Genomic DNA, 14,161 nt, shown 5'->3' on the forward strand with positions numbered 1-14,161 from the left:
GTCATTCGTCGAATTCGGCCAATTCCGGGATTCGCGTGAAAGCAATCGCCGGCCCGCGCGACCGCGTGGCGCCGCCTTCGTGATGGCCCAGCGTCACGGCATCCCGGCCAAAGCGCTGGTTCATCCGGTCCATCGCCTGGGAGAGCGCCAGCCGGCGCCCATCGGTGCGGGCGCACAGCAGCGCATCATTATCGAACAGATCGGCCTGCGCCGCATGGGCGGACGTCAGGTCGGCCAGCACCACCCCCACCTGCAGCAGGCGGCGGTGCGGAAACTCGGCTGCCATCCGGGCCCACAGCCGCTCCATCGCTTCCACCAGGCTGATCGAATCCATCACCTGGGGCAGCTTCAGGCCGGCCTTCCACTTGCTGCCGCGCGTTTCGCCTTTCACCATCAATCCCAGCCAGCCTGCCCGGCGTTCGGCGCGGCGCAGGCGGGTGCCGGCCTTCATCACCAGCCGCCGCGCCACCAGCCGTGCCACCGGCAGCGGCCGCTTTTCGGGACCAAGCACATGGCTGTGGCCAATACTGTGCTGCTGGGTATCGAGATCGGCCACTTCATGGCCATGCAACTGACGGTGCAAACGCTCCCCCCAGACGCTGCCCCAGGCCAGGCGGGCCTGAGCCGGGCTCATGGCAAATAGCTGCGCCATCGTCACCAGCCCGGCGGCCGCCAGCCGCTTTTCCATGGCGCGGCCCACGCCGGGAATGTCCGACAGCTGAAGCGCCTCCAGCCGGGCGCGGCGCACATCCTCGGTCAGGATGGTCAGCCCGTCGGGCTTCTGCATGTCGGCTGCCATCTTTGCCAGCAGCCGGTTGGAAGCGACGCCAATGGAGGCGGTGAGGCATTCACCTACATTGGCGGCCAGCCCGGCCTTGATCGCCGTTGCGAGGGCGGCGACCGAAGCCGGGCTGTTCTCATTGTCCATCAGGCAGCATGCCACTTCGTCGATGGAGCAGACCTTGGTGACCGGCACGTGCCGGTTCACTTCCGCGATCACCTGATGGTGAAAGCGCACATATTCGTCGTGGCGGCCCGGCACCACGACCAGATCGCGGCACATGGCTTTCGCCTGCCAGATCCTGGTGCCGGTGCGGATGCCATAGGCCTTCGCCTCATAGCTCGCCGCGATCGCGCTGGTGCTGTCGGTTGCCACCGGCGCCACCACCACCGGCCGGCCCCGCAGCGCCGGATTCAACTGCTGCTCAACGCTGGCGAAGTAGCTGTTGAGATCGAGATAGAGCCAACGGAGCGGAGGCGACTGGGGCAGCGAATCAGCCATGCAGAGTCTCTACCACAAAGAGAACAAAAAGAGAACAAAATTGCTGCGTCATCCGGCACCTTCCGTCTGCCACCGCAGCCTGTATGGTGCAGCGCATGTCGATCGATCGCGAAACGCAAGACCTTCTGGCCGAAGCCGCCGCCCATGAACCGGCGGGCGTGCGCGCCGTCGCGGCCGAAGCGCTCGCCGGTCGCCAGCTGCGCTATTATGATTTCTGCATGGCGGCCTTTGCCGTCATCCTGATCTGCTCCAACCTTATTGGCGCCAGCAAGCCGGCGCAGATCGACGTGCCGATCTGGGGCACGGTCACCTTCGGCGCTGGCATCTTGTTCTTCCCGCTGTCCTATGTGCTCGGCGACGTGCTCACCGAAGTCTATGGCTATGCCCGGGCCCGGCGGGTTGTGTGGGTCGGCTTTGCCGCGTCGTTGTTTGCCGCCACCATGAGCTTTGTCGTCGTGTCGCTGCCGCCAGATCCCACGTGGCAGGGCCAGGCGGCGCTGGCCGAGATATTCGGCCAGGTGCCGCGTATCTTCCTCGCCTCCATCCTCGCCTTCTGGGCGGGGGAAATGGCCAATGCCTTCGTGCTGGCGAGGCTGAAATTGCTCACCGGCGGCCGCATGTTGTGGACGCGGACCATCGGTTCAACCGTGGTGGGGCAGGGGGTGGACAGCCTGATCTTCTATCCGCTGGCGTTCTGGGGCATCTGGGAACCGGCGCTGGTGTTCAGCGTGATGGCCACCAACTATGCGCTGAAAGTCTTGTGGGAAGCGCTGCTGACGCCCGTTACCTATCGGGTGGTGGCGTGGTTCAAGGCTGTGGAAGGTCTGGACGTGTTCGACGCGGGCACGGATTTCACCCCGTTCAAGACACGGGTTTAGCGCTGCAATCAGCCGGGATTCTCAGCCGGGTTTCAACGCAGGACGCGCGTACGCCAGCGGCGGACGGGTTGGCCCGGGCGCACGGCATCAACAGCCATCAACAGCGGCTCGGTGACCAGCATCACCACCAGCATGACGGCAGCAAAGAGCACCATCGCCAGCCAGAGCGGCGCGGTGACGATGGCGAGGCCGATTCGGCCCAGCCCAGTCAACAGCATATTGGGGTGAATCTGCGGCATTGCCGGCAGCATGGCGTTGCTGTGGGCCAGAGCCGAGCCGGGCAGGGTTTCGCCATGAAAAGCCTGAATGGGCATGATGCAGTCTCCCCCGCAGCGCCTCGATCGAGTGACTGCGAGCGCAATATCTACCGTTTGCTGGGGCCCCATTCAATCGAAAAAATAACTTTAGAGTTAATTTTCTATGGATATCGAGAATGTGCTTCCTGGCCGTTAAGATGCAAATATCTGATATTGCAAAATATTCTGGATTCTCGGCGGCAGCGGTTACGCCGGAATGGATGCACTTGCCGGCGGTATGCCACTGAATCGGAGGTGATTTTCAGCAGTGCAGCGGACTTTGCCAACGCAAGGGCGTTCAGAGCGCCAGGCGCATCAGATCGCGGCCAACGACGATTGATCCCGAAAACGCCCGCGCGGCCGAATCGCGCCACATTTCATCGGTCACGCTGGCATCGCCGCCCGGCACGAAATGGCTGAGCACCAGCGTCTTTACCCCGGCCGCCGCCGCAATCTCGCCGGCCTGCTCCGCCAGCGTGTGGCTGGCCAGCAGATGCGCGCGCAAGCTCGGCGCGTTGGATTCGGCTTGGATCAACCGCTCCATCGCCGGCAGATACATCACTTCCTGCACCAGATAATCCGCCCCCTGCGCCAGATCGATCAACGCCTGGCACGGCCGCGTGTCGCCAGACCACACCACCGATTTGCCCGCCCAGTCGAACCGGTAGGCGAAACTGTCGAACAACGGCGGATGCTCCACCCGCGCCGCCGCCACCTTCAGGCCACCCGCATCCAGCTGCACCCCCGGCTGCACCTCGGCCACGCTGATCATCTTGCGCAAATCCGGGCGGCCCTCATCGGCCATGCGCGTCTCGATATCCACCCGCGCAAAGCGCAGCCAATCCCGCGCCATCTGCTTCATGCCCCTGGGCCCATGCACCGTCACCGGCGTGGTCAGCGCCCCACTCCACGCCAGCCACGGCAGGGTGAAGGCATCGGCCACATGATCATTGTGCAGATGCGTGATCCACACATGCGCCAGGTTCTTCAGCGGCAACCCCGCCAACGCCGCCTGCCGCGCCACGCCATTGCCGGCATCAATGATGTGCAACTGCCCGCCAATCATCAATGCCATCGCCGGCGCCGCCCTGAGCGCCTTGGGAGTCGGCCCGCCACCGGTGCCGAGCAGCACCAGCTGATCGGGCACGGGCTGGGCGGCGAGACGTCGCGGCACCAATGCGGCGCCGGCGGCCATGGCGATCAATTGTCGGCGCGTGTGCATGTTGCTGCCTCCCCATTGGCAGGTTGGGGGAGGGCGCAATGGGAGGCAAGAAATTAGTGTGCCTCCGGCGGGCAGGGTCGCAGACCCTGCACCCGTCTGTTGTCGGGCGGCCCTGCTCAATAATCGCGCGTCATGCTGGCGCAGGCTAAATGGTTTGAGGCCGCGCAAAATCAAACGGGTGCAGGGGTCACCCCTGCCCGCCGGAGGTATCACTCTTCCTTGAACTTCAGCCCAGCGCCGCCTGCACAGCCTCGAACAGCCGCCGCCCATCGGTGCCGCCCTGGGCGGCTTCGATCAGGCGTTCCGGGTGGGGCATCATGCCGAGCACGTTGCCGGCATCGTTGAGGATGCCGGCGATGGCGCGGGCCGAGCCGTTCACTGCTTCGGCGTAGCGGAAGGCGACGCGGCCTTCGCCTTCAAGGCGGTTCAGCGTGTCTTCGTCGGCGAAATAATTGCCGTCGTGGTGGGCGACGGGGATGGTGACGGTTTCGCCCTGCGCATAGCGGCTGGTGAAGATGGACTGGCTGTTGGCGACTTCGAGGCGCACGTCGCGGCAGACGAAGCCCAAGCCGGCGTTGCGCATCAGGGCGCCGGGCAGCAGGCCGGTTTCGGTGAGCACCTGGAAGCCATTGCAGATGCCGAGCACGGTGCGGCCTTCGCCAGCGGCCTGGACGACGGCCTGCATGACGTGGGAGCGGGCGGCCATGGCGCCGGAGCGCAGATAATCGCCATAGGAAAAGCCGCCGGGGATGCCGATGAAATCAAGGCCTTCCGGCAGGGTGGTTTCGGCGTGCCAAACCATCTGGGGCGCGGTGCCGGTCACCTTGGTGATGGCATCGGCCAGATCCCGATCGCAGTTGGAACCGGGGAAGACGATGACCGCGGCCTTCACGGCATTTCGATCCGGAAATTCTCGATCACTGTGTTGGCGAGCAGCTGGCGGGCCATGGCTTCGACGGTTTCGCGGGAGGTGCCTTCGGCCAGTTCCAGCTCGATGATCTTGCCGGCGCGGACGTCGCCGACCCCGTCGAAACCCAGCCCCTTCAGGGCCGATTCAATGGCCCGGCCCTGCGGGTCGAGCACGCCATTTTTCAGGGTGACGGTGACGGTGACTTTCATGGGCGCGGCCATAGGCCGAACGGGCTGCGGGTGCAAGCGGGGAGGGGTGGAATTACCCCAGCAGCACGACGGCCGCTGCCCCCAGCCCGGCCGCCAGCAGCAGCCAAGGCGTGGACCAGCCGCCCGCGCGCTTTTCCGGCAGCGGCGGCAGCGGCGGCTGCGGCGGCGCGGCGCCGGGCATGGGATTTTCGGCGATCCACTGGCGGAAGATGCGCGGCAACTGGCTGAGCGCGCGGGCATTGAGCACCAGCCGATCGGCGATCACGGCTTCCGGTCCCATTTCGTCGCGCACCCAGTCGCGCACATAGGGCTCGGCCACTTCCCACATGTTCACATGCGGATCGATGGTGAGCGCCACGCCTTCCACCATCACCATGGTTTTCTGCAGCAGCAAGAGGTGCGGCTGCACCGGCATGTCGAAACTGCGGGTGATGGAGAACAGGCCTTCGAGCAGATCGGTGATGGCGATGTCTTTCGCCTGGCGGCCGCGGATGGGTTCGCCCACGGCGCGCAGGGCGGTGGCAAAGGCGGCCGGGTTGTGGTGCGGCGGCACATAGCCGGCCTCGAAATGGATTTCGGCGACGCGAGCATAATTGCCGGTGACGAGGCCGTGCAGGATTTCGGCCAGATAGAGGCGGGCGCGGCGGTTGATGCGGCCCATGATGCCGAAATCGATGACACCGATGCGGGCATGATCGCAGCGCTCGTCCGGCGGGATGACGAACAGATTGCCCTGGTGCAGATCGGCGTGGAAGAAGCCCTTGGCAATGGCCTGGGCGAGGAAGCCGTTGACCAGCACGCGGCCCAGCCTGGCGCGATCGATATCCAGCGCCGCCAGCGCCGCCCGGTCCGACACTTTCACGCCGTCGATCCAGTCGATCACCAGGATGCGGCGGGTGGAGCGTTGCCAGTCCACGCCGGGCACGACGAAATCGGGTTCGCCCGCCAGCGTTTCGCCCAGTTCCGAGGCGTTGGCGGCTTCGCGGCGCAGATCGAGTTCGGCTTCGATCCAGCTTTTGAAGGTGGCGATGACGGCGCGTGGCCGCAGCCGGGCAAATTCGCCGCCCAGCGTTTCGAGATGGCCGGCGCCCCATTCATAGGTGGCGAGCGCCGCTGTCACGTCGGCCTCGATGCCGGGCCGCAGCAGCTTGATGGCGACCGTGCGGCCATCGCTGGTGACGCCCTTGTGGACTTGCGCGATGGAGGCAGCGGCGACGGCCACCGGGTCGATTTTGGTAAAGCGGCTTTTCCAGTCACCGCCATAGGCCGCGTTCAGGACAGGCTCGATCTGGCTGAACGGGGCTGGTGGCACGGCGTCCTGCAGGCGGGCCAGATCGGTGGCGGCTTCCAGCCCGATCAGATCGGGGCGGGTGGCGAGCGCCTGGCCCAATTTGATGGCGGCCGGGCCAACGGCGGCCAAGCCGGCAGCGAAATCCGGGGTTGTGGGGGCGCCGGTACCGAAACGCGCGACTTTCGCCAGCAGGCGTACAGCAAACGGCAGCCGCCGGTCCTCAAACGGACGCAGACCGCCACTGCGCGCCAGCCGCCGGCCCCATTTCAACAGCCGCCACAGGTGGACGATGGCGATCAACTCAGACCTTCCATCCCGAATGGATGGCCACCGCGCCGCCCAGGATCGGCGTGTAGCGCACCTGGGTGAAGCCAGCCGCGCTGATCATCGCGGCAAAGTCCGGCATGGTGGGAAAGCGGCGGATCGATTCGATCAGATAGCGATAGGAATCGCCATCCTTGGCCACCATCTCGCCGATGCGCGGCACCAGCTTTTCCGAATAGACATCATAGACTTCGGCAAAGCCCGGCCAGGTCGTCGTGGAAAATTCGAGGCAGAAGAAACGCCCGCCAAAGCGCAGCACGCGGTGGGCTTCCTTCAGGGCGGCGGGAATATCGGTGACGTTCCGGATGCCAAAGGCAATCGTGTAGGCATCAAAGCTAAAGCTTGGAAAACTCAGAGTTTCGGCATTTTCCTCGCGCCAGATCAGGCTGGTCAGCCCCTGTTCGGCGGCGCGCTCCATGCCGACTTCCAGCATGGCGGGGTTGATGTCGGCCACGGTGATGTTGGCACCGGATTTCTCAATGCGGAAAGCAATATCGCCGGTGCCGCCGGCCATGTCGAGAATATCCTCACCAGGGCGCGGGTTCACGCGGCGGACGAAATCATCCTTCCACAGCCGGTGCATGCCCGCCGACATCAGATCGTTCATGATGTCATAGCGCTTGGCCACCGAACGGAAGACTTCGCCCACCCGGCGGGTCTTTTCCTCGGGGGCAACCTGTTCATAGCCAAAGCTGACGGTGTCGGTCATCGTCTGTCCTTCTTGTGGGCGCGGCTTAGCCGAGGCTTGGCGGCCATGCAAACGCCGCCTATGTCGCGGGGATGCCTGAATTGCCCGAAGTCGAAACCGTGATGCGTGGCCTGACCCCGGTGTGGGAAGGCCAGCGCTTCACCCGTGTTGTCGCCCATCGCCCCGATTTGCGCCGGCCACTGCCCGAAGCGCTGGGCCAGCGGCTCACTGGAGCAACCGTCGTGCGGCTGGGCCGGCGCGCCAAATATGGGCTGGTGGAAACCGATCGCGGCGACACGCTGATCATCCACCTCGGCATGTCGGGTCGGATGCGGGTTGATCCCGACGAACGGGAAAAGCACGATCATGTCGTATTCGAAACCGCCAATGGCCGCGTGGTGGCGTTCAACGACGCGCGGCGGTTCGGCAGCCTTGATCTGGTCGCAACAGAAGCCGCGGCGGCCCACCCGCTGCTCGCCGGCATCGGCCCCGAACCGCTCGGGCCCGATTATGGCCCCGCGCTCCTCAAACGCATCTTTGGCGACCGGTTGGCGCCGGCCAAGGCGATCCTGCTCGATCAGCGATTGATTGCCGGCCTGGGCAATATCTATGTTTGCGAAGCCTTGTTCCGAGCCGGCATTCACCCCGAAATGCCAGGTGGGCAGGTAACGGCGGCGCAGCTGAAACGGCTGCAGAGCGCCATCCCGGCCGTTCTGGAAGAGGCGATCGCGGCGGGCGGCTCCACCTTGCGCGACCACGCGGCCCCTGATGGCACGCTCGGCTATTTCCAGAAGGATTTTGCTGTCTACGGCCGGGATGGGAGTGGCTGCATGGTGTGTGCCACTCCTGTCGAACGCATTGTCCAATCTGGCCGCTCCAGTTTCTTCTGTCCTGCATGCCAGCCAAAGGCAGGTCCACGCCGAAAGACTTGACCGCAGGCGAGGCCTCGCTTATGGCGCTCACCTTCCGGCGCGGCCCCGCAAGGGCTTGTGCCTGTCCATCATTGAACAGACTTGCAGGAAATCATGGCCAACACGCCCCAGGCTGAAAAGCGTATCCGCCGCAACGACCGACGTGCCGCGATCAACAAGGCGCGCGTCAGCCGCATTCGCACCTTCGTGAAGAAGGTTGAATCGAGCCTTGCCGCCGGCGATGCCGCCGCTGCTGCCGAAGCGCTGAAGGCGGCCCAGCCGGAGATGATGCGTGGCGTTGCCAAGGGCGTGCTCCACAAGAACACCGTGTCGCGCAAGATCAGCCGCCTCGCAGCGCGCGTGAAGGGCCTGGCTACCGCCTGAGCTGTTCCGGCCTGCCGATGGCGCGCCGACTTGCCGAATTGAAACGGAGTGCTGCCGACAGGCGGCGCTCCGTTTTCGTTTGGGGCTGCGAACAGCCGTTCCCGATGTCGCGCCATGCCGTGACCGATTCGCTGTCTGCAGCGGTGATTCGCAGCCACAGGGGCTGATTCGCCCTTGTTGTCGGTCGATAAGTGGACCCAAAGGGGAACAAGCCGCTTCTTGCTGCAACGAAGGGGTGAATTGCTGCGCTGCAAAATGACAGCGTCAATGTCAGCAACGTCATCAAAGCGTCATTGGACTGACACAAAAAATCCAAGCGCTTAGCTGCCGCCGGCCTTCGAGCGCTTCGACCGTCAGCAATGATTCGGTGCGTAAATCCAGAGTGTTACGACGCCCTCCACGGTAAGTCTCCAGATGGGCTGTCAACAGCTTTATTTGGCTGTGGATGGAAATTGGTCGCTTGCAGCCCTGTGCCTGCCCTGCTTATTTGGCGGTGGGTTTGGGGCGGCCGGCGTGTTGAACGTCAAACGTCCCGATCACGCAACAAGCGACGCCGGCTGTGCCTTGGTTGAGGTGCGGAGGGGCTACTGCGTTCGGCTGAAAACGGCCGGCTGGCATCGCGTGCGCAAGGAAGAGCGACCCTCGGTGCGGGGGTTTGGGTCAATTGCCGGGGTCGGCGGAAGGGTGGGGTGCGTGTCGACGGCTGTTGCATCAGTTATGCCTTCCGGTTTTCAGCCGGTGCCGCAGGGTGGTCCGATCGATTTTTCCGCTACTGAACGCGACGTGTGGACCCGGGTGCGCGCGGCCCTGAAGGTGGATGCCGGTGATCACAGCTATGAAGCCTGGCTGGCGCCATTGGTGCTGGTCGGCTGCGATGGTGACACGCTGCGCCTGGCCGCGCCGTCGGCCTTTGCCGCGGATTGGGTGACCAGCAATTATGCCGATCTGCTGCGTCGCCACTGGTCGCAGCATCAGCCATCGATCCGCCGTGTGACCGTGCAGCAGGGCCAGGCCATGGCGGCAGCGCCGGTGGCCAAGGTTGCAGCACCTGCCGTCAGCCAGCCGCTGCCGGTCGATGCGCGCTACAGCTTTGACAATTTCATCGTCGGCAAGTCGAACGAGCTGGCCTACAACGCGGCGCTGGCCATGGCGGAACCCGGCGCGCCCGGTTTCAACCCGCTGTTCCTGCATGGCACCACCGGCCTCGGCAAGACCCACCTGATGCACGCCATTGGCAATGCCTATCTGGCCCACCATCCCAGCGCCCGCGTCGCCTATCTGTCGGCCGAGAAATTCATGGTCGAATTCATGGCCGCCATGCGCGCCAAGGACACGATCAGCTTCAAGCAACGGCTGCGCTCGGTCGACCTGTTGATGATCGACGATGTGCAGTTCATCGCCGGCAAGGAATCGACCCAGGAAGAATTTTTCCACACGATGAACGAGATCATCGGTGCCGGAAAGCGTCTGGTGATCACCGCTGACCGCTCGCCGCAAAACCTCGAAGGCATTCAGGAACGCATCCTGTCGCGCATGGCGTGGGGCCTGGTCGCCGATATCAACCCGGCCGATTACGAGCTGCGCTTGAATATCCTGCACGCCAAGGTGGCGGCGCTGGGCAGCCGCGCCCATGTGCCCGACGACGTGATCGAGTTCCTGGCCCGCAAGATCACCGCCAATGTGCGGGAACTGGAAGGGGCGCTGAATCGCGTCACCGCCTTCGCGCTGCTGGTGAACAAGCCGATCAGCCTGGACTTCACCCGCGAAACCCTGGCCGATCTGCTGCGGGCCCACGAGAAGAAACTCACCATCGACGAGATCCAGCGCAAGGTGGCCGATTATTATGGCCTGAAGGTTGCCGATCTCCTGTCGGAACGCCGGGCCCGCGAAGTCGCCCGGCCGCGCCAGATCGCCATGTATCTGGCAAAGAAGATGACGCCGCGCTCGCTGCCGGAAATCGGCCGCCGCTTTGGCAAGCGCGATCACACCACCGTGATGCACGCGGTGAAGCGGGTGGAGCAACTGCGTGCCGACGATCGCGAGATCGACAGCGACGTCGCCACCCTCACGCGCCTGCTCGACGGCTGAGGCTTCTCAGCCCGTTTCCAAGCGGGTATCGGCGATGGTGTGCAGCGCCTGAAAAACTCCGGCCCGTTCTGGTTCGTCCTGTCCTGCTGCGCGTTCGCGTCGATGTGGGTGATGATCCGCTTCGCCGCGCGCGAATTGCACAGCTTCGAAATCGTCTTCTTCCGGAATTTCCTCGGCCTGCTCTTCCTGCTGCCGATGATCCTGCGCTCCCCCGGCCTTATTCGGCTGGATCGGATGAAGGTGCATCTCGGCCGCGCCACCTCGGGCTTCATCGCCACGATGGGCACCTTCTACGCAGTGGCCAACGCGCCGCTCGCCACCACGCTGGCCATCAACTACACGGCACCGCTGTTCGGCACGCTTGGGGCCGTGCTGGTGTTGGGGGAGCGCATCCGCGCCCGGCGCATCGCGGCGCTGGCCGTCGGCTTTGTCGGCATGCTGTTGGTGCTGCGGCCCGGCCAGCTGCCGCTAACCCCCGGCATCGCGGCCGGCATCATCTCGGCGGTGTCCACCGGTTACTCGATCGTGGCCATGCGCAGCCTGGTGGGGGTCGATGATGCCCGCGCGGTGGCGGCTTGGACCTTCATCCTGACAACGATCCCCAGCCTCGCTGTCGCACTGTTCGTCTGGCAAACGCCGCCGCTGATGGTGTGGCCGCTGCTGGCCGGCATTGGTGCGGCCGCCGCCATCGGCCAGCTCACCCTCACCCGGGCCTTCTCGCTGGCCGAAGCCTCTGCCGTGCTGCCGTTGGATTTCGTCCGCTTTGGCCTGATCACCGCAGCCGGTATCCTGCTGTTTGACGAGACTTATGATGCGCTCACGCTGGCGGGCGGGGCGCTGATCCTTGGTTCCACCATCTATCTGGCCTGGCGCGAGGCGCAGCTGAAGAAATTGGGCTGATTGTTTGGAAAGGTTGCGGGCGCTGGCAGCGCTGCTCATAAGCGGTCATCACATTTCACACATGGGGAGGTTCACATGAATCTGGAAGGTTGTTCGGCGGTCGTTACCGGCGGTGCATCGGGTCTTGGCGCTGCAACGGCGCGGCTGCTGGCAAGCCATGGCGTCAAGGTCGCCATTTTCGACATGAATGCCGAGAAGGGCGAAGCCATGGCGGCCGAAATCGGCGGCGTGTTCTGCAACGTCAACGTCACCGATGATGCGTCAGTGGATGCCGGTTTCGCCAAGGCCCGCGCCGCCATCGGACAGGAGCGGATCCTGATCAACTGCGCCGGCACCGGCAACGCCATCAAGACCGCCAGCCGTTCCAAGGAGGACGGCAGCATCAAGCATTTCCCGCTGGATGCCTTTGATCGCATCATCCAGATCAACCTGGTCGGCACCTTCCGTTGCATCGCCAAGTCGGCCGCTGGCATGATGAGCCTGCCGCCGATGGAAAACGGCGAACGTGGCGCCATCGTCAACACCGCTTCGGTCGCTGCCGAAGACGGCCAGATCGGCCAGGCGGCTTACTCCGCGTCGAAGGGCGGCGTCGTCGGCATGACGCTCCCCATTGCCCGCGACCTGTCGAGCGAGGGCATTCGCGTCAACACCATCCTGCCCGGCATCTTCAACACCCCGCTGCTGCAGGGTGCGCCGGACAATGTGAAGGCGGCGCTGGCGGCCACCGTGCTGTTCCCCAAGCGTCTGGGCGGCCCGGAGGAATATGCCTCGCTGGCCGTCGAGATGTGCCGGAATTCCTATTTCAACGGCGAGGATGTGCGGTTGGATGGCGGGATCCGGATGGCGCCGCGGTAATCGCAGCCGGGCGTGAAAATAGCAGCGCTATTTTCCGACTCCGGCAAGATCGGACGGCGAGCGAAAAGGGCGGGGCACTTCCCCGCCCTTTTTGACTCGTCCGACGGCGCGGCTTTGCCGCGCTCATTCTTCTTTTGTCTGACACCTCAAGCGGACTCGGCGGCCTTGCCGCCGGCCGCGCCCAAACAGCGCCCTTTTCCCTTCAATTTTCAAAGAACCAATTGTTCGGTACAGCGCAGCCAGATTTGACACTTTTTCCGCATTATGGGCGTTTTCAGACATGTTCACCGAGTCGTCCGGCCCGACGTCAAAACCCCGGCTCGGTGGCCAGCATGACAGGCCTTGCCCCTGTAGGACAGAGGCCGCTCATTCATCATCCCGCAACACATCGCGCCCCAAAGTCGTTCCCATGAAACACGCCCTGCTTCCCGCCGCCCTCCTCGCCGCTCTGATCGCGGCGCCCGCCTTTGCCCAGACCCCGCCCGCCAGCATCGGCCAGCCCTTCATCCCGGCGCCGTGGTGGATGAAAGACCCGGTGATCGCATCGATGGGCCATGTCCGCACCGAAGTGCCGGCCAATCGCGCCCATTTTGCCGCCCGCTTCTCCGCCGTCGAGAAGACCGCGGCCGGCGCCACCACCGCGGCGACCGTCAAGGCGAAGGAACTCGATGCGGCGCTCGCCGCGCTCGGCAAGGAACGGGTGCGGCTGACCACCAGCCTTTCCACCCGGCCGCTGTATGACCAGTATCGCCAGAAGGATGGCACGCTGGTCGAAAATAGCCGCGCCGACATGATCGAGGCTTATGAGGTGACGGCGGTGCTCAGCGTGGAAGTGCGCGACACTGCGCTGCTGGAGCGCGCCTATCGCCTGGCCGTGGCGGCCCGGCCATCGGCCATCGACACGCCTGCCTTCCAGCTGGAGCCGGAAAACGAGTTGAAGACCTGGCTGTTTGAAGCCGCCGTGAAGGATGCCGCGCGCCGCGCCCGCCTCGCCACGGTGGCGGCCGGCAGCCGGCTTGGGATGGTGAAGCTGATCGATCCATCGGGCGGCGTCTGCCAGACGCAGGTGCTGGCCGGCTGGCCCAGCTATGCCGGCGAAAGCCCGGCCACCGATGTGCAGGTGTCGGGTTCGATGGCGCGCCATGCCGATGCCGCACCAGCGATGATGGCCGCGCCGCCGCCGCCGGGATTGGAGAAACTGGCCGGGGCTGTGCAGGTGACGCTGCAGCCGCCGCTCCATTCGCTCACCGCCCAGGCCTGTGTGATCTATGGCCTGCTGCCACCCGGTTGACGGCATGGAATCAGCGTTATAGCTTCAGCAGCGATTAAGGGGAGGAGAAGCGCAAATGGCTCACAAGTTCGAAATCTACAAGGACAAGGCCGGCGAGTTTCGCGTGCGCTTTATGTACAACAGCGAGGTGATGTTCTCCACGCAGGGCTATTCGTCGAAGGCCTCGGCGGTGAACGCCATCGAATCGATCAAGAAGAACGGCCCCGGCGCGCCGACGGTCGAACAGGAAGATTGATCCACCGCGATTGTGATTGACGGGGGCGGTGCCGCAAGGTGCCGCCCTTGTTGATTCTGGGCATGAGCGGCTCAGTCCTGATGCAAGAGACGCTGGCTCAGCAGCGCGTTGATCGCCTTCGCCAGCCGCACATCGCGCGCCGAAAGCCCGCCGGCATCATGCGTGGTCAGTGCGATCTCCACCTTGTTGTACACATTGAACCATTCGGGGTGATGATCCTGTGCCTCGGCCAGCAGCGCCACCCGGTTCATGAAGCCCCAGGCCGCGCTGAAGTCCTTGAATCGGAAGCTGCGTTTCAGATGTTCGCCGTCCACTTGCCAGCCCGGCACCTGGTGGCCCAGGGCGGCGCGGGCGGTCTCATCCAGCTTCTCGACCATGGCCGGCTTCCCCTCTATGG

Annotated in this window: 16 protein-coding genes; 8 read left to right on the plus strand and 8 right to left on the minus strand. The window is 64.6% G+C overall.

Going from position 1 to position 14,161, the window contains the following annotated elements; translation table 11 throughout:
- Position 1 precedes the first annotated feature (1 nt).
- The gene (locus D619_RS0103410; protein ID WP_017667164.1) at positions 2–1,282 is read right to left on the minus strand and encodes a hypothetical protein; all 1,281 of its coding nucleotides are present in this window, start codon (positions 1,280–1,282) and stop codon (positions 2–4) included.
- Positions 1,283–1,377: 95 nt separating this feature from the next.
- Between D619_RS0103410 and D619_RS0103415 the strand changes: the two genes are divergently transcribed.
- A complete protein-coding gene (locus D619_RS0103415; RefSeq protein ID WP_152417278.1) occupies positions 1,378–2,160 on the plus strand; it encodes a queuosine precursor transporter in 783 nt (260 codons plus the stop codon).
- Positions 2,161–2,192: 32 nt separating this feature from the next.
- On the opposite strand, the gene D619_RS0103420 is transcribed toward D619_RS0103415, so the two are convergent.
- The 6 genes from D619_RS0103420 to D619_RS0103445 form a co-directional block, all read right to left on the minus strand.
- On the minus strand, positions 2,193–2,474 hold the full coding sequence (locus D619_RS0103420) for a hypothetical protein (protein WP_017667166.1): 282 nt from the start codon (positions 2,472–2,474) through the stop codon (positions 2,193–2,195).
- A 280-nt stretch (positions 2,475–2,754) separates the two neighbouring features.
- Complete coding sequence (locus D619_RS0103425; protein ID WP_017667167.1) at positions 2,755–3,678, minus strand: MBL fold metallo-hydrolase; 924 nt, start codon at positions 3,676–3,678, stop codon at positions 2,755–2,757.
- Between the two features lie 226 nt (positions 3,679–3,904).
- Positions 3,905–4,570 (minus strand): phosphoribosylformylglycinamidine synthase subunit PurQ, encoded by a 666-nt coding sequence (gene purQ / locus D619_RS0103430; protein WP_017667168.1) that lies wholly within the window; start codon positions 4,568–4,570, stop codon positions 3,905–3,907.
- Positions 4,567–4,797 carry a phosphoribosylformylglycinamidine synthase subunit PurS gene (gene purS, locus D619_RS0103435; RefSeq protein ID WP_026090671.1) on the minus strand — a complete coding sequence of 77 codons (231 nt, stop codon included), beginning with the start codon at positions 4,795–4,797 and terminating at the stop codon, positions 4,567–4,569. The genes purQ and purS overlap by 4 nt, the downstream gene beginning before the upstream one ends.
- A gap of 52 nt (positions 4,798–4,849) precedes the next feature.
- Entirely contained in the window at positions 4,850–6,388 is a 1,539-nt protein-coding gene (locus D619_RS0103440) for an AarF/UbiB family protein (protein ID WP_017667170.1), read from the minus strand.
- A 1-nt stretch (position 6,389) separates the two neighbouring features.
- Positions 6,390–7,121: a class I SAM-dependent methyltransferase gene (locus tag D619_RS0103445; protein ID WP_017667171.1), complete on the minus strand. Its 732-nt coding sequence runs from the start codon at positions 7,119–7,121 to the stop codon at positions 6,390–6,392.
- 71 nt (positions 7,122–7,192) lie between these two features.
- Here D619_RS0103445 and mutM point away from each other — a divergent pair, with 71 nt between their 5' ends.
- From mutM to D619_RS0103480, 7 genes are all read left to right on the plus strand, one after another.
- Positions 7,193–8,032, plus strand: a complete 840-nt coding sequence (gene mutM / locus D619_RS0103450; RefSeq protein ID WP_017667172.1) for a bifunctional DNA-formamidopyrimidine glycosylase/DNA-(apurinic or apyrimidinic site) lyase — start codon at positions 7,193–7,195, stop codon at positions 8,030–8,032.
- A 93-nt stretch (positions 8,033–8,125) separates the two neighbouring features.
- Positions 8,126–8,395, plus strand: coding sequence for a 30S ribosomal protein S20 (rpsT, locus tag D619_RS0103455; RefSeq protein ID WP_026090672.1), 270 nt, complete (start codon positions 8,126–8,128; stop codon positions 8,393–8,395).
- Positions 8,396–9,112: 717 nt separating this feature from the next.
- The gene (gene dnaA / locus D619_RS0103460; RefSeq protein ID WP_017667174.1) at positions 9,113–10,483 is read left to right on the plus strand and encodes a chromosomal replication initiator protein DnaA; all 1,371 of its coding nucleotides are present in this window, start codon (positions 9,113–9,115) and stop codon (positions 10,481–10,483) included.
- 39 nt (positions 10,484–10,522) lie between these two features.
- On the plus strand, positions 10,523–11,383 hold the full coding sequence (locus tag D619_RS16945) for a DMT family transporter (protein ID WP_017667175.1): 861 nt from the start codon (positions 10,523–10,525) through the stop codon (positions 11,381–11,383).
- Between the two features lie 75 nt (positions 11,384–11,458).
- A complete protein-coding gene (locus D619_RS0103470) occupies positions 11,459–12,238 on the plus strand; it encodes an SDR family NAD(P)-dependent oxidoreductase (RefSeq protein WP_017667176.1) in 780 nt (259 codons plus the stop codon).
- 409 nt (positions 12,239–12,647) lie between these two features.
- Positions 12,648–13,529 (plus strand): SIMPL domain-containing protein, encoded by an 882-nt coding sequence (locus tag D619_RS0103475; protein WP_017667177.1) that lies wholly within the window; start codon positions 12,648–12,650, stop codon positions 13,527–13,529.
- A 55-nt stretch (positions 13,530–13,584) separates the two neighbouring features.
- Complete coding sequence (locus D619_RS0103480) at positions 13,585–13,764, plus strand: YegP family protein (protein WP_017667178.1); 180 nt, start codon at positions 13,585–13,587, stop codon at positions 13,762–13,764.
- Between the two features lie 71 nt (positions 13,765–13,835).
- On the opposite strand, the gene D619_RS0103485 is transcribed toward D619_RS0103480, so the two are convergent.
- Positions 13,836–14,141, minus strand: a complete 306-nt coding sequence (locus D619_RS0103485) for a 4a-hydroxytetrahydrobiopterin dehydratase (protein ID WP_017667179.1) — start codon at positions 14,139–14,141, stop codon at positions 13,836–13,838.
- Positions 14,142–14,161 lie beyond the last annotated feature (20 nt).

It is taken from the genome of Sandarakinorhabdus sp. AAP62, from assembly GCF_000331225.1.
Taxonomy (GTDB): domain Bacteria; phylum Pseudomonadota; class Alphaproteobacteria; order Sphingomonadales; family Sphingomonadaceae; genus Sandarakinorhabdus.